The sequence below is a fragment of the Candidatus Paceibacterota bacterium genome (assembly GCA_035583355.1).
Lineage (GTDB): Bacteria > Patescibacteriota > Minisyncoccia > Phycocordibacterales > UBA6899 > JAJZQJ01.
This window is the reverse complement of the sequence record DATEZQ010000006.1, coordinates 26,898-46,125: the sequence shown is the minus strand read 5'-3', so window position 1 is coordinate 46,125 and position 19,228 is coordinate 26,898. Positions and strand designations below refer to the sequence as shown.

Annotated in this window: 10 protein-coding genes; 3 read left to right on the top strand and 7 right to left on the bottom strand. The window is 47.5% G+C overall.

The window, feature by feature from the left end; translation table 11 throughout:
• The 5 genes from VJ579_03305 to VJ579_03285 form a co-directional block, all read right to left on the bottom strand.
• Positions 1 to 8,619 (bottom strand): DUF2341 domain-containing protein (locus VJ579_03305; GenBank protein ID HXK38070.1); only part of this gene is annotated, 8,619 nt, incomplete at its 3' end.
• Between the two features lie 181 nt (positions 8,620 to 8,800).
• Positions 8,801 to 10,666 (bottom strand): hypothetical protein, encoded by a 1,866-nt coding sequence (locus VJ579_03300; protein HXK38069.1) that lies wholly within the window; start codon positions 10,664 to 10,666, stop codon positions 8,801 to 8,803.
• 164 nt (positions 10,667 to 10,830) lie between these two features.
• Positions 10,831 to 12,312 carry a cohesin domain-containing protein gene (locus VJ579_03295; protein HXK38068.1) on the bottom strand — a complete coding sequence of 494 codons (1,482 nt, stop codon included), beginning with the start codon at positions 12,310 to 12,312 and terminating at the stop codon, positions 10,831 to 10,833.
• 4 nt (positions 12,313 to 12,316) lie between these two features.
• Positions 12,317 to 12,826 (bottom strand): Hsp20/alpha crystallin family protein, encoded by a 510-nt coding sequence (locus VJ579_03290; GenBank protein ID HXK38067.1) that lies wholly within the window; start codon positions 12,824 to 12,826, stop codon positions 12,317 to 12,319.
• A 525-nt stretch (positions 12,827 to 13,351) separates the two neighbouring features.
• Positions 13,352 to 15,034 (bottom strand): dockerin type I domain-containing protein, encoded by a 1,683-nt coding sequence (locus tag VJ579_03285; GenBank protein ID HXK38066.1) that lies wholly within the window; start codon positions 15,032 to 15,034, stop codon positions 13,352 to 13,354.
• Between the two features lie 40 nt (positions 15,035 to 15,074).
• On the opposite strand from VJ579_03285, the gene VJ579_03280 reads away from it, so the two are divergent.
• Positions 15,075 to 15,545 carry a hypothetical protein gene (locus VJ579_03280; GenBank protein HXK38065.1) on the top strand — a complete coding sequence of 157 codons (471 nt, stop codon included), beginning with the start codon at positions 15,075 to 15,077 and terminating at the stop codon, positions 15,543 to 15,545.
• Positions 15,546 to 15,841: 296 nt separating this feature from the next.
• On the opposite strand, the gene VJ579_03275 is transcribed toward VJ579_03280, so the two are convergent.
• On the bottom strand, positions 15,842 to 16,870 hold the full coding sequence (locus tag VJ579_03275) for a hypothetical protein (GenBank protein ID HXK38064.1): 1,029 nt from the start codon (positions 16,868 to 16,870) through the stop codon (positions 15,842 to 15,844).
• A 118-nt stretch (positions 16,871 to 16,988) separates the two neighbouring features.
• Between VJ579_03275 and VJ579_03270 the strand changes: the two genes are divergently transcribed.
• Positions 16,989 to 17,930: a M15 family metallopeptidase gene (locus VJ579_03270; GenBank protein ID HXK38063.1), complete on the top strand. Its 942-nt coding sequence runs from the start codon at positions 16,989 to 16,991 to the stop codon at positions 17,928 to 17,930.
• Between the two features lie 19 nt (positions 17,931 to 17,949).
• Here the strand turns inward: VJ579_03270 and trmD are convergent, their stop codons facing one another.
• Positions 17,950 to 18,690, bottom strand: coding sequence for a tRNA (guanosine(37)-N1)-methyltransferase TrmD (gene trmD, locus VJ579_03265; protein ID HXK38062.1), 741 nt, complete (start codon positions 18,688 to 18,690; stop codon positions 17,950 to 17,952).
• Between the two features lie 193 nt (positions 18,691 to 18,883).
• Here trmD and VJ579_03260 point away from each other — a divergent pair, with 193 nt between their 5' ends.
• Positions 18,884 to 19,228, top strand: coding sequence for a KH domain-containing protein (locus VJ579_03260; protein ID HXK38061.1), 345 nt, complete (start codon positions 18,884 to 18,886; stop codon positions 19,226 to 19,228).

Genomic DNA, 19,228 nt, shown 5'->3' with positions numbered 1-19,228 from the left:
CCATGTTGATCCGTTCCAAACAGAAAATACATAGCTCAGTGTCGGAGAACGAGAGAGTACCATAGCAAGAATATCGCCCGAGGCTGATGCGCGCTCAACGAGCGTCGTCCACGCCTCAACTCCCGACCAACGATACGTTGTACCAGAAAACGTCCACAACTTATTAGTATTACTCGTTGACCCCGATTGCCAAGTGCCTCCTGCAACATTTCGCGCATCCCAAACAGTATGGTTTACCGTCGTAGAACCCATTGCGTCATTCCATGATTCATCTGATACGGTCATCAATCTTCCGGTGCGACCAACCTTCGTCTCATATGCGCAGCCCACAGACTGTGCATGGCGGGAATATGGCCAGTACTGACCTTGCGCTACGCTGACCGGAGCAGTATTTGTAAAACGCACATAATCCGTATATGCTCCATCGTCCGTTGTAGAATATTGCGAATTTGTACAAAGCTCAAGATCATTACTTGCAGGATCACGCTTAAGGACTCCCCACGCAAGCTTCGCAATCGTTGCACCGCCACCGAGGTTTGTGTACGCACCTTCAGTACCCGTCCAGTTACTTCCACCCCATACACGATAACGGAATCCTCTCGTATTATTCGCTCCCACAACCGCGAGTGCTTTACCACTTGCACGCTCGTATTCAACAGCCATTGCATCATGTGCAGGCTCGGTCACTCCGGCATTTGCACTAAAAGTGAACTCACGTGCAGCAACCCACTGCGTACCATCCCAGACCTCAGCAGTATATGAAGATCCCGTATTGCGGAATAATGCAATAATCTGATTCTGCGTTGGGCTTGTCGCCATCTTCACAAGCTCACAGTTTGTCGTAAATGGAAGATTGAGTGTCTGCGGAGTACCCCAGGTTGAGCCGTCAAACACCACATACGAAGCATCAAGACCATTACAAGATACTGCAACAGCTTGACCACTAAGCGTCTCGTAGGCAACATCGAAACTGCGACGTGTCGCAGAAGGCCCCGAAGCAGGCATGGTAATCATGCGTGACCAAATATCATTCTCAAATACTTGGAAGCTGATCGCACGATCTGCACCCATGGTACCCATAATGAACTGATCGTTCACCGGTGATGCTTTCGCTGAAGCCCAAAGCAATGTTGAACTAATTGAGAGTGCATTTCCCTCTGCACCAAGAGATCCACTTTCATAAATACGATATTTTGGATTTGGATTACTTCCACTTCCATACACCACGAGTACACGATCACTTGTTGTTGCAACAGCAACACTATTTGCACCATTTGCGTAAGTACCCGAGAGTGTATCCATCTTGAATTGTCCTTGCATCGTCTGGAACCACGTAGAATAAGCCGGCGCTACAGCTTGCGCGGTAACAGAACGTACTTCTGACCAGAATGACCACACACCACCTCCATTTCCATAACCTGCAATGCGGTAATAGTAAGTTGTACCACTAGAGAGTGGTGTCGCAGGCGTGAACTTAATAGTATGACCTGAAACGAAAGGTGCAGCACCGCCACTGGTCATGTCAACGAATGTACCACAGGAAGGAGCAGTAGGGGTTTGCGTATCACTAAAACATGTCGTCGATGCAGCAAATGATGGATCGGTAGAATATGAGAACCAATAACGAATCGGGTAGCCCAAAGGATCCGTCGCTGAAAAGACGAATGACGTAGAAGATGCGACACTCGCATGACTGAATGGTGCGGTAATTACTGGAGCAAGCGTCTTGAATGCCCATTTCACCGTCCAATCATAAAGCACCGGTGTACCAATATTGCTAAAGTTTGCACGTACGCGAAGCGATGGATAACTCTGTGGGTCAATCGACTTGAGCGACGTTGTCGTCGAAAGACCTGCAGAGTTCCCAGGAACAAGTGCATCAGGCACAAGTGACCACGTATCACTCAAATCCTTATACTCAACTTGGAATTCGATACCTGCGCCAGCATCCTTAGTGAACTCGAGACTCCCCCACACAGTACCTGCTGGGCCTTCGTTGAAAATCAGCTCAGGGGAAATAATCGTTCCCGTTGCCACATAGCTGACGGCATTACCAGAAATCGACACTCCTGAATATTCATCCTGAAGAAACTGTGCATCCGTCGTCTGGAACCAAGCTGAAGCAGTTAGTGACGTATCGATTGTAATTGCTCTTGCGCTCGACCAATTACCAAACTGTGTACTCCCCGTAGGGTCCTTTGCGCGCACACGCCACCAATAGGTCGTGCCATTGGTCAGTGCCTTATTCTGAGGAACCGTAAACTGAATCGTATCGCCACTTGTGTATGGCGCCTTATTTGTAGGATTGTTGAGATTGGTAAAACTCGACGCAGCGTTGGTCGTTGAAAGATCTACTGTTGGTGCGGTAAACAATGGATTCGTGTCAATCTGAATTTCGTAGTGCTCAGTATTTGACTCATCATCTGACGCCGCAAATGTAAAACTTGGCGTCGTCGTAGAAATCTTCGCGTGGTTAAATGGGAGCTTCAGTGCTGGTGGTTGCGGAGCATTATTGCTCATAAAGCTCGGGAAGCTTGAGTATGCACCAAAAACTTTCCCACTCGCCTCAACCATACGCAAACAATAACGCGAAGATGACGCCATCGTAGGGCCAGCCTCAAGCGCCCAATCCCATTCTGCGTGTGTCCCAATCCCTGCAATACGCGTAAAGTTGCCCGTACCACTTGATTCTCGATATCCCTGCTGTACACCTGAGGTTGTTGTCGAAAGCAGCGCACTCGGAAGTGACGCACCCTCGTTCACAAGACTATTATCATATCCTCGAATAGGTGTTGCACTACCTGGAGCACCGACATCATTCCAATTGAGTGCAGATGCGCATACTCCATCAGTAGAATACTGGAGTTTCAGTGGAGATGATCCAACCGTTCCAGTTGCATTTGAAACCGCAAGGTCCATACGCACTCGGAAAATGCTTCCCGGTCGGAAACGATAAGTGACATCGTCGACGGGAACATTCTCGCTCACATCGACTGCACCTGCTGGCCATGGGTCAATTGGCGTAAGGTCATTCACATTGTCGTAGAAACGGAAGTCTATCTGCTCGAATACTGGAATTCCTACGGAACGCTTCGCAAAGATAGCAGTAATAAATGGAGGGAGGTTTGAAGCTGAAGAGAACGACGAAAGATCCACACTATGAGTGTGTGTAGGGTTTGCACCAAAGAGCGAACCACTCGCGATACTTGCACGGTTTTGACCTGAACCCGCGCTCGTTCCGATACCCAAAAGGTCGGGATGATCATGAGACTCTTGTCCACCTGTTGCACCAGAAGAGGTATCTACGCGCACAAAACGATTATTCATCACTCCTCCAGGGACTGAGAGATTCACCCACCCTGCAGCAGGATCGGCATCCCACATGGTAATCGCATCGTTTGGTACAGGACCTGCTGCAACGGACTGCGCCATGCGGTAGGTGACGTATGGGGGATCATTCGAGAGTGCTGGTGTGCCCGTTGCAGTAAGGGTGTGCGTATGTGCAACACTCGAAACAAATGGATTCGTACCATTAGTATTACGGGGATAGGTTGGTCCACCCGATGATGCACCAAGCGTGCCCGAAACCGCATGGCTGTGTGTCGGAGAACCTGTCGCCATGCCAATCGAATTCTGACCGTAAGGGTAGTACCCTTCCATACCAGTCAAGGTATTCCACCCCGCACCAGGTACTGATTCAAAGAAGACTACAGCTCCTGCAGGAATATTCACTTCACCAGCAGTCTGAGAGCGCAAGATGCGCATCGAGAGTGATGGGGGTAGGTTACTTCCGCCACCAAAAGTTGGAGTAAACGAATGGGTATGGTCCTTATACGCATTAAAGGTGCTTGCACCTGTTGCAGGCACTGCTGTTGTATAAATAGAAGAACCCACCGAAGTAGTGAACGTATGTGTATGTGTTGATGCACCACCCGTAATACCATAGGTCGAAGAACCCATAACCCAGCGGTTATAGAATGGCGCGGTCGTCGAGGACATAAGCTCCCACCCAACAGGTACAGTGAATGCATCGGTCCAGTAGATAATCATCTTGCCCGCAGCATCAGATGCGATCTGCCATGAACGAGGTTCAGTGTATGCGGTATCTCCGTCTCCAATCGTCGCAGGGCCCAAGAAGAACATGTATGGTGAAATGTCAGGTGCATCAAAACGATAGGTGAATTGATAGACTTCACCTGCATTCATATCAACATCCCAACTTAATCGCTTCACCGCATGGGTATCATCCACCCACTCGAGCGTACCACCGCCACGCTCAATAACTTCAAAATCTCCAGGAATAAGCTCGGAGAGCTTCCCTGTATACGCTTCGCGTGCGAACACGCGCAACGTCATATTATAAAAACCGGTCGGGTTGATACGCGTTGGTCCAGTGCGTTCAATAACATAAGTCATATGTGGAACGACCTGGAATGTATCACGCACATCAGCAAGAATATTCTCTGCATCATCGAGACGGACAAGGCGCACTATATACTTACCTTCATCGATAGGAGTGTACTTCGCACTGTAGTCAGGAACCTCTACAATATTGTTGCCGTCGCACTTACCAGAACGAGCTACGGATATTTCCTCAGTCGTACTCGCAGGTGTTGTAATGAACAATTTCAAACGTGCATCACAGATCGTATTTCCGGTATCAGAGATAGCGCCAAGTGAAATCTCTGCAGTCTCACCCTTTTCATATATTGCTTTATTGAAGTTTACTGCAAGGAGTGCCCAGTAGAAATCATAGGCATCCTCGTATGTCGAAGAACCTTCGTGAATCTGCATTTTGAGTGTGAGCTTCCCAGGAGAAATGCGCATCTTTGCATCCTTCGCAAGGCGCACCGTCCACTCATTATTTGCTCCATACTCCACCTCTGCTGCAATACCGAGAGACTTACCCGACTGCTCAACAACCACATTATCCACAGTGAAAGGAGCAATACCAACAAATTTTCGTAGTGTGCGGAAGAAACTGCTACTCTGAGGCTTATACTGGAATTTAAATGTAGGAACTTCCTCTGCAGAAAACTCACGTTTCGTACTCAAGAAGCGATTGACATGCATTCGCTCTTTATCGCCAAGTCGATCAAAAAGACGATGCTCGCCAGGAAGCACATATTCAGGCTCACCGAACGCGGTTGCTGCGTCATACGCATCTGCGGATCGCGAAATCGCATCGCGACCTATGAGCTGATCGATTGAATTATTCGATCCAAAGAATCGTGCACCCACAGTACCACCAGTCGCATCTCTATACATGCGCAAAATCGTTCCTGCATCAAAAGGCCCCGTGAGCGTTACCCCACAAGTACTCGTCGCAAGCAAGCTTCCACGCGTGTCGATTGCTCCAAAGACATGATTTCCATCACATGCTGCGCTCACCGACTCAAGACGCTCATCAAGTACCGCGCTGCCGCTCAACTGCCCTGAGATTCTCTCACCTACAGGAGTAAGCAGACTTGCCTTTTCACCTTCTTCTGCAACGAAAAGTGTAGGCACTGACGTGGTTGCACGCACCGCTCCATCAACTGGCGTGCGGAAAACTGAGCCCACAGAAAGGTCGATGAACTGCTTTCCTACTTGCGCCTCGCCTGCCTCATTTATCGCAGGAATCATTGCGAGTTCAAGCGTACGATCTGGAAGCTCAGCCTCAAGACCCGCAAGCCCAAATGGTGCCACTGTTGCGCGAGAAAATACTGAATGTGCTTTTGCGGATACAGGACCCGTCGCACGTATCACCGCAGCATTATTCACATGCGAAAAGAGTGCTGTTTCCCCGAAAAGCAAACTACGCTCATCGTGACCGTCAATAACGACGCGCACGTGTGGAGCAAGCGCAGTTATCGTCACGTCTGCCTCCTCACCGCTCTTACTGATGAGCACGGCACGTGGAGAAACAATAGACGTAGTAAACGGTGCCCATGGCTTGCTTGCACTTTCCGCATCAGGATTTCCTGCATAGAGGAAAATGCGCGGCATGATGCCTCCAGCTTGTGGTAATCGTACCCATACGAGACCAGAGCGCTCGCTTGCATTAAAATCAGAAAGCCAGTAAGGAAGCTCTACTACACCCTCTTCATCAGAAAAACGGATATCTGCACCATTGCGCTGGACATGACTCCAGAATTCAAGAGGCATCTTATTGAGCGCCACTGGTACCGCAACCTCATTAGTATTTTCTGCGTATGGTAATGAGACATCTACGGGTATGCGCCAATTCCAAGACCCGTCGAACTCAGCAGAACCGAGGCCATATGCGCCACTTGCAGCAACTGCTTCAACATAGAAACTACCACGGGTATTGAGCGGCGTATCATAGTTCACACGGAAATACTGTGTTGCACCTGGTTCAATATCAAAAGGATTCGTATAAGAAACTTCCCTAACAGATGTTGGGAGAATGTCACTTGGCATCTCCGAAAGGAGAGCATCCATTGCGCGGCCAAAAATATTCTGATCATCCCTGAATGAGCCAGAGAAAACAGCATTCGGCACAAAATCGCGACGATACACGGTATCCTCCTGCTGACCTACTGCAGTCACCTCGGAGAGACAACTCGTATTGTCTTCCGAAACTGAAGCACAAACATGCACCTCATTCCCTTCCGCACAAGAATAGCTTTCCGATGTAACAATCTCATCAGTGCTTGATGCGTGTGTCCATCCACTAGCACAAAGGTATGCGATTGGAGCAGTACGCTCCTCAACCACCTTATGTGGCACATTGTGTGAGTACTGTGCAATTGCACTTACGCGACCACCCTCCTCAGGAAAGTGGAATGAGAGTCGTACGCGCTCAGGACTCTTCCCTACATTTGTCACGCCAATATACTCCTCCCCGCTACCCAGTACCGTGTGGTGTTCTTTCGTTAGAGCAACGCGAAGCTTTGCTCCAGGCGTCTGTGCAACAAGATTAGTGAAATTGATCACTGTTCCATCACCAAGACTTAGGTGATCTCGCTCACGTATACGCATCTCAGCATCACGAGCCAGAAGCGCGCTCTTCACATTTGGTGAAAGGAGTGCGAGATCATCAGGGGCTTCTTCTGCTGCAAAACCAACATCAACCCACGCCGCATCAAGCAGTAACGATGCGTCAGATGTTCCTTCACGTACGTACTCGATTGCAATGGTCATATTTGCGAGCTCTGACCAAGAACCGATTCCAAGTGGTAAAGTCAGGAATCCGCCACGTGAACTATTATCAAACTCACCATTCACGGTTTGCTCACCGAGGTATACCCACTTGCCATTGCGGTACGCTCGAAAGACGACACGATCTGGAGTATCTTGTGGAGCAGCACGACCGGCGAGCGAAACCATGAGTTGCGCATTTCGGACAGGATATTTTGAAAGCTCGGGACCAACACCAAAACCCTCCATGACGAGTAAGTGACATGTCCTTCCGAAAAGCGTACATGATGCAACCTTATATGGATCACGATCTTCTGGTACTGAGACTTCTGTATTGGAAGCTGGAGACGTATCTTGCGGAGCAGCTGACGTTCCAGAATCTGTAGATGGGGCAGATTCACCCGTAAGTGTGACATCAGCACCGGTAATAGTCTCAGTATTTGAAGGAGGTGTGGGGACAGTATCATTCGAGACAGAAACTGTCTCTGCATTCACAGGCGCCTGAGGAGTTTCAGAAATAGCAGCGGGAGCTTCAGGGGCTGCCGGAGCCATATCAGTTACCGCAGATGGGACATCTTGTGCAAGGGCATTCTTTGGTGCAAAAAACTTCGCAAATGTCGAGTAGAAAATTCCAGCGGCCGGAGCATCGCCCGACACAGTACTGTCCACAGGTGCCGGTGCAATTACTTCCGTCACAGGAGGAGCAACCTCTGGTGCGGGAACAATCGATGGCAAGATATCGTGGATAACTGACTGCACCGAATCAATAATTGATGATGAAGGTGCCTCTGGAGTCGGAACAAGGACAGTAGTTGTAGTCGCAGGCATGCTGTCTACAGGAGAACTTGGAGCAGCAGCATCTACGGACGAAGAAGTAGCAGATGGGGTTGTTGCTGCATCGTTAGTCACCGGACTTACTCGTGGAGTATCTGCGTACGATCCAAATGCAAAACGTGCACTGTATTCAAGTGCAAAATCAGCAACTCGTGCATCCACAGAAAGATCCTGAATACCTGCAGCCTCAGGATTCTCAACCCCCTCACCTGAAACAAATGATGGGGATATGTATGCATGCACTTCTTTTTCTGCGCGCGCTGAAATAGAAAAGAAAACAGAAGTTCCAACAAAAGCCAGTACGAGCATACTGAGCGCAAGCGCAGTTGCTTTGCGATGTTTTCGATAGAATGAGATCGTCAGAGTATACAAAGCCACCGTGAGCTCAGCTGCGAACTGAAAAATCTCACTTTTGTATATCACGCGAGTACGTGCATGCAAACCCTGAGAAGCACGCGTCACCAATGAGACGACGGGTCGCAGTGTGCGCTCGTAACGCTTGTAGGTCACCAAAAATGCATGAGAAATGAACGACAGTAAAACAAGAAACAATCGTACACAAAACGTAAAAAGCCCACGCAATGCAAAAGCAACTGTGTGTGTGCAGTGAAAAAACCATTTCCTCCAAGAGGGCGTGGCCATTACTTCAATTTTACCATTTTTAGCCATATTTTGCGCCTCAAAACTACGGCTAGAAACTCCGAGAATACCGCTCAGTAAAGCCATTATAGCTTGTCCATCCACCCTATCCACAGGAAGTAAATGCAAGTAAGTATCATATATTAGAAAACTGCCGCACATTGTGCGGCAGAAATTTTATATCCTATTGTACCCATTCGGCCGGATATGAATTCCAATCAGGCCATGGCTGCATCAGCAACACGCTGGTATCATCTGGATTTATATATGAATTATAGCGAAGCTGAAAATCATCTACACTAGGATCATTCTGATTAATGGTTTCTCTTAATGACCATTGATCGAATGGGCCTTTCTTGATTCCAAAGAAATAACTATATTTCGTGCCCTCTCCATCACCAAAGACTGTGCCGATCAATTGACCCCGGGAAACATGCATCCCCACAATTCCTAAACCAAACTTATTATTCGGAAGGGCCAACTGTATTGAATTTAATCTCGCGTAAGTTGTAGTAAAGACACCAAGTGGCGTCTCATGCTCCAGCACGACTTTCACTTGCGAATAGCCGAGGCCATTCGGATCAGTACTAGGGATATCCTCAAAGTACTTGACGACTCCTTCCTCCGCAGCATAGATATCCCCATTCGGAATATTCGCGGTAGCATATAAGCTTTTTACCACACCCACCAGCTTTCCACCATCTGCAGAATCAGAACCAAATATTGATGTAGTTGGCGGTAGATGTGTAGACCAGTCTACCTCATCATATGCAAGCAAAGGAGCAATTATCTCAATCTTTGAAAGATTTGGTAACTCCTCGAACTCAACAACCAGCTCAGGAGTATTCGCTGTATTACTTGGTCCGTTTGCGACGATTGGCACTCTTACACCAATGCCATTATATAGGAGACTTTGAGTCTCATCGACAAAGCTGGAGACAGCGTCAAAAACAATACTACTGCCGTTCGAAAACCGTCGCGCATGAACATAGGCTCGAGTAACATCAAACTCATGCCAACCGCCACTTGGATTGAAATTTAATAAAGGAAAAGGTGTATAGGGATTTGGTCTTCCAATGTAACTCGAAGCCAGGAAAGGCGTCGAGGAATCTGGCAAATTAAGCCTCTGGAAAATATAGTCAGACGAGGAAGGATCTGCGGTAACATATGCAGGCCAATACCCATTATCAGGTTTTGGCTGAACATACAAACGCAGTTTCACTGACTTTACAAAAGACGGCATGCCTGCGAGATTAAATCTCAGGAAAGATCCATTGTAGTCGAACCCAGTATCTGGGTCCGCAGTTACACCAATCTTCAAAAAATCAGTACCTCCGTCAGCATAGAAAATTCCAGGCCCTTCACTACCATACAGAGACCCATATAACATATCGTGCGCAGAAAAACCTGCACTCTTATCCCCCCGCAGAACAATCGGGCTATGTGGATAGCCAATATTTGCTCTTGCCACTGACACACTAACTGAGTCACTCGAAACTGCACCCTCATTATCAGTAGCTGTAAATTCGAAAACGCAAATTGAGTCAGCTGCAACTTCGGGTGCAACGAAGGAGAGACTCGACTGATCTGGCGTTGAGAGCAATACTGCTGGACCTGAAGCTTGTCTCCAGAGGACACTCACTACAACGCCATCAGTATCTGATGCAGAGCCGCTGAGCAAAACATCTCCACCACTCTGCACCGACTGATCTGCACCTGCACTCACTAAGGGAGTCTGATTCGGACCCTGATGAAAGAGTGCGGAAATTTCGCAGTCAACGGATGCCGGTGCGGTTGTAAATGTATAGGTCAGTGGATTCCAGATCCCGGCACCACACCCCGATACACTCACCACCCGAAACCCCTCATTTGGGGTAATGACAAATTGCCTTACTTCACCCGCATGCGGATTCGCTACGCGTGGAGTTATCTTGCCTCCACTTGTAGCCCTGGTTGTAATCTTGAATGGCTTATTGCCGCCCAAGAGCGCGACGGAAGTCGCGAACGAAAAGGCCATGCACAGCATGGCATACTTGGTGAGTAATCTCATTACTCATCCTCCAGTGTAGAGCGGTGAGAGAACGTAACGTTGGCTAGTTCCACCGCATGAAGAACAAACCAGCGACGATAGTAACATGAATGTTATTTGTTGGCAAATGGCCAGAGTATTAAGTTAATTATAAAAACAAGACCTCATCGGTCTTGTTTAAATATTTATCGAGCCAAAAGTTTTCGCACATCTTCAGCCTCTTTTGCGAGTAACTCCTCCGAAAGATCTGTTGCCTCATGAATGCGCCTTGTCACTTCCCTATCCTCAGCCGAAGGATTCGGCTTCTGATAAAGACGAGCGAGCTGCTCATCAACCTCTTCACGAAGTGCTGAGAAAACTGAAGCAATACGATCGCGCACTTCATCAGCCTCACGCTTGGTCATGAATTTCTCCTGGCGAAACGCATTTCGCTCGTACCAGATGATTCCAATAAGACCTCCGATACACGCAAAGAGTGCTGCAATACCAACCATTGGCCAAACTGAATTCGACTGAGCATCTGCTGCAGGAGCATCTGCCTTGATTGGTGCATTCACCATGAATGCAGCCTCAGCTTCACGCTTATTTCCTCCGACATCATATGCGACAATCTTTGCACTATGACTTCCATTTGGAACAGCAAGCAATGGATACTTTCCATCCTTTACCTCTGCAAGAGAGATCTTCTTTGGCTGCCCACCGTCAAGGACTATCTCATAACTTGCAAGCCCCGAAAGTTCATCGCTAGTCGAAAATGCAAGCGTTACATTATTCTCCTTCTCGGGAACCGTTGCAGTAACTGTAAATTCCAAAGGAGCAGCACGATCGACCATGAATTTGCGATGTGTCGTAGGACCCCACCCTGAGCCATTTTTATAGCGAATGTGGATATAGTTCTCGCCCTCTTTGAAGTCTCTGAATTCCTTATCTGCAATAGCGGGATCATAGGACTGCTTCGGTACGGTCGAAGTTGATTGGTCAACTTCAGCGCGGACCACGGTGACATCAAGGGGAAGCTCCCAAGAGAATTTTGCAGTTGGTGCCCCAGAATACACATCCTCCTTTGGGTGCGTAAGAGAGGTGACAATAGGAGCTTCTGGAAGATCCGTCTTTGAACCACCATCACTTCCACTTCCAGTATCTGCCGGAGTTGCCGTAGGAGTAGGTTCAGTATAACCACCTGGCCCAACAGTCACTGCAAGCGCAGCACCAGCAACATACATATCCGCACCGGATCCATCACCTGCAAGAATTGAACCTTTGTCCACAGAAATACTTGTCGCGCCTTCTTTCTTTGCAGTAAAGGTCACCTGAACTACTTTCTTATCACCAGTGATAGGCGCAGTGTGGCCACCTTCAAAAGTCACTGTGCCCGCACTCGCTGAAATTGCTGGCTCAACAGCCCAGATAGAAAATGCAGAACCATCCTTTGCAACGCGTGAAGCACTCAGTGCTGACGGATCATACTTCAATGTCGCACCACCTGCATTATATGCTTTATCACTGCTTATATTGACGGTAACAGTAAAGGGCTTACCCACTACAGTCGAAACAGGAGTAGGCGAAAACTGATACTGCGCAGCTTCCGCAGTCAAAGCCAAAGCTGGCGCATATAGAAATGCGCCAGCGACGACTGCGACGATTTGTAAACGTACGCCTCCTAACATAATCTTACTCTGAATCAACCTTAGTGATATTCATGCGCAGCTTGTTCGTCTGCTGGCCCTTGAGCGGGAGATGGAGTACAAGTACACCATCCTTAATCTTCGCCTGTGCTGCAGTTGCATCAACTTCCTGTGGAAGAATGATCTGGCGGAAGAACTTCCCCCAAACGCACTCCTCGAGTACGTAGTCAAGCTGTTCCTCTTCATCACGACGGCGACCAACCTTGATACGAACATCACCACTATCGGCACGCTGGATAAGATCCTGTGGGCGCAGTGATGCGCCTTGAATTGTAACGATGTCATTATCACCTTCAATAGAGACATCAAGGTCCTTGATATCCGTACCTGCGACTTGTGCAAAGATAGTGATCTCTGTATCAGTCTGGCATACATCAACAGGAAGCTGCGCAACACCGATTGGTGCCGCGGTCTTCGTGTGCTCGATCGACTCGATCTCGTGGTTGTCGGTAACTCCGACTCCACGTCCTTTTAATTTCTGTAAGAAAGAACTCATATAAGTTTGTGTTTTTGTTGTGCGTTTTCCAACAACGTATAACGATACCCCTATTGTACCGTCCCGAGCGTATAGGTGCAAGCAATTTGCGCCCGCATGATGTGTACAACATGTGCGTAATTGCATTTGCAAACACATTTTTCATACTGATGAGAATAATATTTTTCTTCTTTCAATCACCTCTTGGTACTTTTCCAAAAATCTAAATGCAACTCGCCATGATACGAGTCATGAGTTAAAGTCATGAGTCATGAGAAAATTCAATTATTCACAGCACTCATATCAACCTATAATGCGGCGAGGATTTTTGTCGGCAGTGCCCTCCTTAGAGCGAGCACCGCCAGCGAGGTGTATGAGTGATACATTGAGCGCGGAGCGGAGCGAAAGGAGGACAATCCCGACAAAAAGACCGCCGCCGTAATAGCGGAAGCGGAGCGGTGCATTTGCGCAAGCGGGTGCAAAGCACCGCTTAAAATAAAATATCGTGCTCCGCGGAGCCGATGTTTTATTCATTGCGCAAATGCGCTAGCCAGTCCAAGCGGAGAGCATAATACTAAAGTCGGTGATGTTGACCGTACCATCACTATTCACATCCGCCTGAGGCGCCGACTTCTTCCAATTGAAAAGCAGTATTGAAAGGTCTGCGAGGTTCACCTTACCATCGCCATTCACATCAGCGCGCTTCTTCATATTTCCTTGGGGCTTTTCACCGACACCAAGCAAGAATTCGTTCGAGAATAATGAATTTCCCTGTCCAGGAATAAGTGATTGTGCACGGAGACTATATGTACCCTTACGTAGATTTTCAGTAGGTAACTTCAGCGACCACCCTCCAGAAGAATTAGCTGTGGTCGTTGCAATGACGAGGGGCATCTGCATCGGATCTTGCTCAGTGAGCACGACCACTTGCACGACATTCGAAGGGATAGCAAGACCAGATACAACAACGGGACTTCCCGGCTCTATGCGTGACGAAGGGGCAGTAATGGTTGGTGAAAGATACACTGGCCCGATATTGTTTTGCGTCTGCGCATTCAAGTAGAGCGTAATACTATATGTTGCAGATCGCAGCCCACTTGAATCAGTCGAAGCAATATTAAATCCATATGTTCCACGGTCAAGACTACTTTCGGTAGTGCTAAAATTTCCTTGTCCGTCTGCACCCATTGTCCTGAATTCCTTTCCATCTTTTAAGATGCGCACCGATCCGCCGGGAAATGTTCTACCCGAAATATACAATCCACTTTGTGGCAAGCTATTTCCTCCACCAGTATGGTCTCCCTCCTGTGTACCCGGAGGCGGTGGTGGCAATCGATGCTCTTTTGGAACAACACCAACATCAAAAGAAATCACAAAGTCATCTTCGTTTGCAGTCAATCCGTACTTCGTGAAGCAGCGAATATAGTATGTGTAATTCTTGTCATCCTCAGTATCAATAATCAAAGAATGATCCCGATTGAAATTTACACTCTTGAAGCGAGAGAGAATTGGCATGTCATCATACGCCACCCCTGGAGTCATGGAGTAGCGACAATATGCCGGGAGGTTTGAACTGAACGATAGCATTACCTTTTTCGTACCACCAGGAATGAGACCCTTCGGCAAGCCATTAGTAAGCGTCGCTGCGGACCCCTTTCCAATTGCCCCCAAACTGATCGGGGCATTGATACTCAACAACCCGATTGCTGTATCTATGGGTGCACTGAACACATTATGCGTTGTGATGGTATAGCGCTGCGGACCAAGTGTTGTGCTATTTACGATTGCGTTTGCGGTTGCACCGGCACCAATACGTAGGCGGACATGTGCACCCGAAGGCACAGCAAATGCGGGGTCGCTTGCAAGGTGCACACGTACTGCACCATCACCAAGAGCAAGCAATTCTGCCGTAGAGGTCGCAGTATCTGCAGCCGCATCCATAATATATGAACTGTAATCTCCACTTGTTGCAACAGCAAAATCAACATTTGTATAATCAAAACCAGAACCAAAAACAAATGGGGTTGTTCCATCAAAACGAATAGTAACTGCGCCACCTGCGGGAATACTATTTGTTGTAGTGAAAGTAACCTCATGTACTGCAGGTACACCAGGAGCAGAATTCGAAATCAAATCACTCGCACGCTTGAGTTGCGCTGCTTGCGCAAAAAAAGGCATGCTCAAAAACAGGCCGAGAAACAGTAGCGGTGTGTACCATGTGCGTAGCATGACGTAGCTCTATTTTATCACATTATGCTATAATGTCGCTATGCGGCTCAAGCACACACTACACGGCATGCTCGCGCTTTTTGCGTTCTCTGCGCTTGCTGTTTTTGTATTTGTGCCTCTACTCAATTCTCTACGCATGATTGGTGCTGAACAAGTTGCCTCTGTATCACAAGTCGGCGCGGGTGTCGCACCAACTCCAAGCAATACACTTGCCGTCGCGCTCAAGGAACGCGCAAAGACGCTTGACTCAAAGGAACAAGACCTTATCCGACGAGAAGAGGCATTACGCATAGAACAAGAAACTGCAGAAACGGAGCGTCGTAATACACTTCTTGGCAGCGTTGCATTTGCACTCATACTTTTGGCAAGTGTGAATACCTACAATCACCACCGCGACCATCTCAGTATCAAAAAGAAGGCACGCGATATCCCAAACGTCGGCACCCCAACCCCACTCCACATCCCCCACCGCCCCTTTGTCACCGACCTCCACCACCAAAGTCACGCCTGAAAAAACTCCACACTCATGGAGTTTTTGTTTGCAACTTAGTCCTTGCTCGATACTTTACTCGATGAAACAGCGAGGGATTTTTCGCAAGTTGCCTTTGCTGGAATGAGCGCCGCAAGCGAGGTGTATAAGTATACATTGAGCGCGGAGCGGAATGAAGCAAAGGCAAATTGCGGAAAATAACCGATGCCGTAATATTGCAAACGGAACGGCGCATTTGCGCAAGCGGGTGCTGCACACCGCTTAAAATAAAACATCGTGCCTTGTAGGGCCGATGTTTTATTTACTACGCAAATGCGCTACCCAAAGTAGAAGAAGATGACCAAGAATCCAATGATGATAGCCAAGAGTACTGCAATCAACACCGATGCAAACACCGAGAGGCCCTCAGCTGCATTTGTTTTTCCTTTTCTCGCCTCACCAATTTGTCGACGCACGTAAATACGCAATAGCACGTAGGAAATAAGCAGGAAGATTCCAAATCCGAAGAATGTTGGAAGAATAATATTTGTAGGAAGCACCCAGAACACAACCTGGCGAATGAGTGTATCAGTACCCTGCTCTGTCTCAACGGCAAGCGCAACAAGCGCAGTGAACTTTCCAAACACTACTTCATTAGGAGCCCAAGTGGCCTTCCACTCGCGTGTTGTCTTAGGGAATACACCAGCACCAGTATCGTTCACAGGAAGGCTTGCGACCTTTCTTCCCATCATATTCGTAATATCAATCATTCCAATCGGTCGTACGAGTGTGTTGCCCTCATTCTCTATAGCAACGGAAAAATCAATTGGCGGCTTGCCATAGATGGAATGATCGGTGGAGAAGTGGCGCACATTCGCCTTCGTCACTGAGTCACCAGAAATCTGAAAATGCACGATTGCCCCAACATCGAATCCGACTGATGCACCGAGAATGTTCGTCTGTATGATTGGCTTATCACTAAAGAAGAATCCTGCAATATGTGATCCCGGCGAAGCATCTTTAGGAATTTCTGCAGTCACGAGAATAGAGGCAGTTTGCTTCGGAGCAACAGTAATCGGAGACTTATCGAACTGGAGCCACAGAGTCAGGTCGTGCGGCTGACCATTATCTGTTTTTTCAAATAATGGCTGGTTCTGATCATTTACACCCGTAACATTACGCACTACGGGATAGAATGTCTGTTGACTATTATCGTTATTCGTTACTGACATAGTGAATGTCTTCACTGTGCCAGGGTCTATCTTTTGCTCCACCTGTGCTGGCTTCACCGCGACAGCGAAGCTTGAAAGTGGTGCAAGGAGTATTCCTGCAATAAATAAGGTGAGGCTGTGGCGAGATAGACGCATAATATTAGTGTAAATGAGTTACAATTAGCCCTGCTAGTATAACATACTCATTATAGATATATATCCACAGCATACAGAAAAGAAAGCCTGCACGAGCCAATATGTTATACTTAAGTTCTTGAAAAGTACACTCCTAAAAACACTCATTGGGGTCGCAGGTATAGCTATTTTTGGTGTACTTGGTTTTGCTGGTTTTCAGTATATGCAGATCTCAAATGAACTTGCACGAGTGAACTCAGAAAAAGAGTCTGCCTCACTCCAAGGCGTGAAGCAAAGCATGAACTACAGGGAAAGCATTGCGCACCTTGAAGATGCAGTAAAGCAAAAAGATGCATATATTACTTTCCTGGAAGGAGAAAATGCAGACCTTACAAAATCGCTCGCTGATGAACGCGGGAAGTCGCAAGACTTTGAACAACAAGTGAGTGTCATAGGAAAAACTATTGCGGAAATACAGAAGCTACAGAATACCGATGCTGAGCTTCTGAAGAAATACTCAAAGATTTATTTTTTGAATGAAAATTACAAGCCTGCCGCACTGAATACAATTCCTAGCGACGCACTCGTTGAACCAAAGAAAATCATTGAAATTCATGCAAAAGTCCTTCCGTTCTTGAAAGCAATGATTGATGCATCAAATGCAACGAATACACCAGTACGTATTATTTCGGGATTTCGTTCATTCGACGAGCAGCGCACACTGAAGACAACCTACCGAGTGACGTATGGCGCAGGTGCAAATAAATTCTCCGCAGACCAAGGTTATTCTGAACACCAACTTGGAACTACCGTCGATATTTCGACCGAAAAACTCGGACTCAGCTATACTCAATTCGCTGAAACAAAAGCATTTCAGTGGATGCTTGCACATGCACATGAGTTCGGATTCATCCTTTCTTATCCAAAAGGAAATACGAGCTACCAATATGAGCCGTGGCACTGGCGCTTTGTAGGAGTAGCGCTTGCAACCGACCTGCACAACAAGAACATGCACTTCTATGACATGGATCAGCGTGCAATCGATACTTATCTTATTCGACTTTTCGATGATCTCCCTTAAAAAATAATCCTGAGTCGGGTTATTTTTTATTCTTCTCCATAGATTTTTCCTGCTTGGCGAGCTGTTCTTTACGCCACTCTTCTATTAAGCGATGATTACCTGTCTTCAAAACTTCGGGAACTTTATACTTCTTCTGCTTCCAAACAAGAACATCCGGACGCGTATACGCATCTGGTGAAGCAGTGCGTTCTTCTTCAAGGCTTGCGAAATCTCCCAAGACTCCTGGTATCTGTCTCGTCATCGCATCAATACAGATCATTGCAGGCAACTCTCCACCAGTGAGCACATACGGACCAACAGTAACTACTTCGGGGCGCAAAATACGCTTCACGCGTGCATCAATTCCCTCGTAGCGGCCACTGATAAAAATAAATTCATCATACTTTTTCACCCAATCACGTGCGATGGCATTTGTGAATTGTGTCCCTTCGGGTGCAAAGAAAATTACTTTGGTTTTCGCAACACGCTTCCCTTTTGCCTTTGCGATTGCTTTCAAGAACGGTTCCGCTTGCAGGACCATACCCGGACCACCACCGTACGGACGCTGGTCGACGCGAGCAAATTTATCTTTCGTAAATGCACGGGGATTCTGGTAATCAATCTTGATAAGTTTCTTTTCTTGCGCACGACCCACAATAGAATCGTTCAAATATCCCTGCATAGTTTCAGGAAAGAGCGAAATGATATGGAAACGCTTGGGAGCGACTTTCTTGCGGACAATCGTCTTCTTGACGTGCGGCAGGACGGGGGCCTTTTTCATCTTGACAGAATACCAATTTTATTACGAATAGCAAGCCTGTAGTGCTTAGTATTTTGCTGCCCCGCAGATATATCCCCATGTTATGCGCATTACTAAGCATCCATATACTTGCGTTATGTAGGTGATAGCCTATAATGACTCCATAGCGTAATTTTTACCTACGCGATTAATTGCTAGCACATCAGAAAATCATATGTCTGAAGCACATAACGATAAGGAGTTTCTCGAATTTATAGTCCAGTCGATCGTCACAAATCCCGATGGAGTTAAAGTAACTCGCGTCGTGGATGAAATGGGTGTACTCCTTACACTCGACGTCGATCCCGCAGATATGAGCCGTGTCATCGGCCGCATGGGTAACACCGCAAAGGCAATTCGCACACTGTTGCGCGTTGTCGGCATGAAGCACAATGCTCGCGTTAATCTCAAGATCAACGAGCCCGCAGGTGGCCGTCCAGCATCTGCTGGTTCTTCTACGGCAGAGGCTGCAAATGCGGATGCGGTAGACGACGTCATCAACGACTTAAAGGCAGAATAA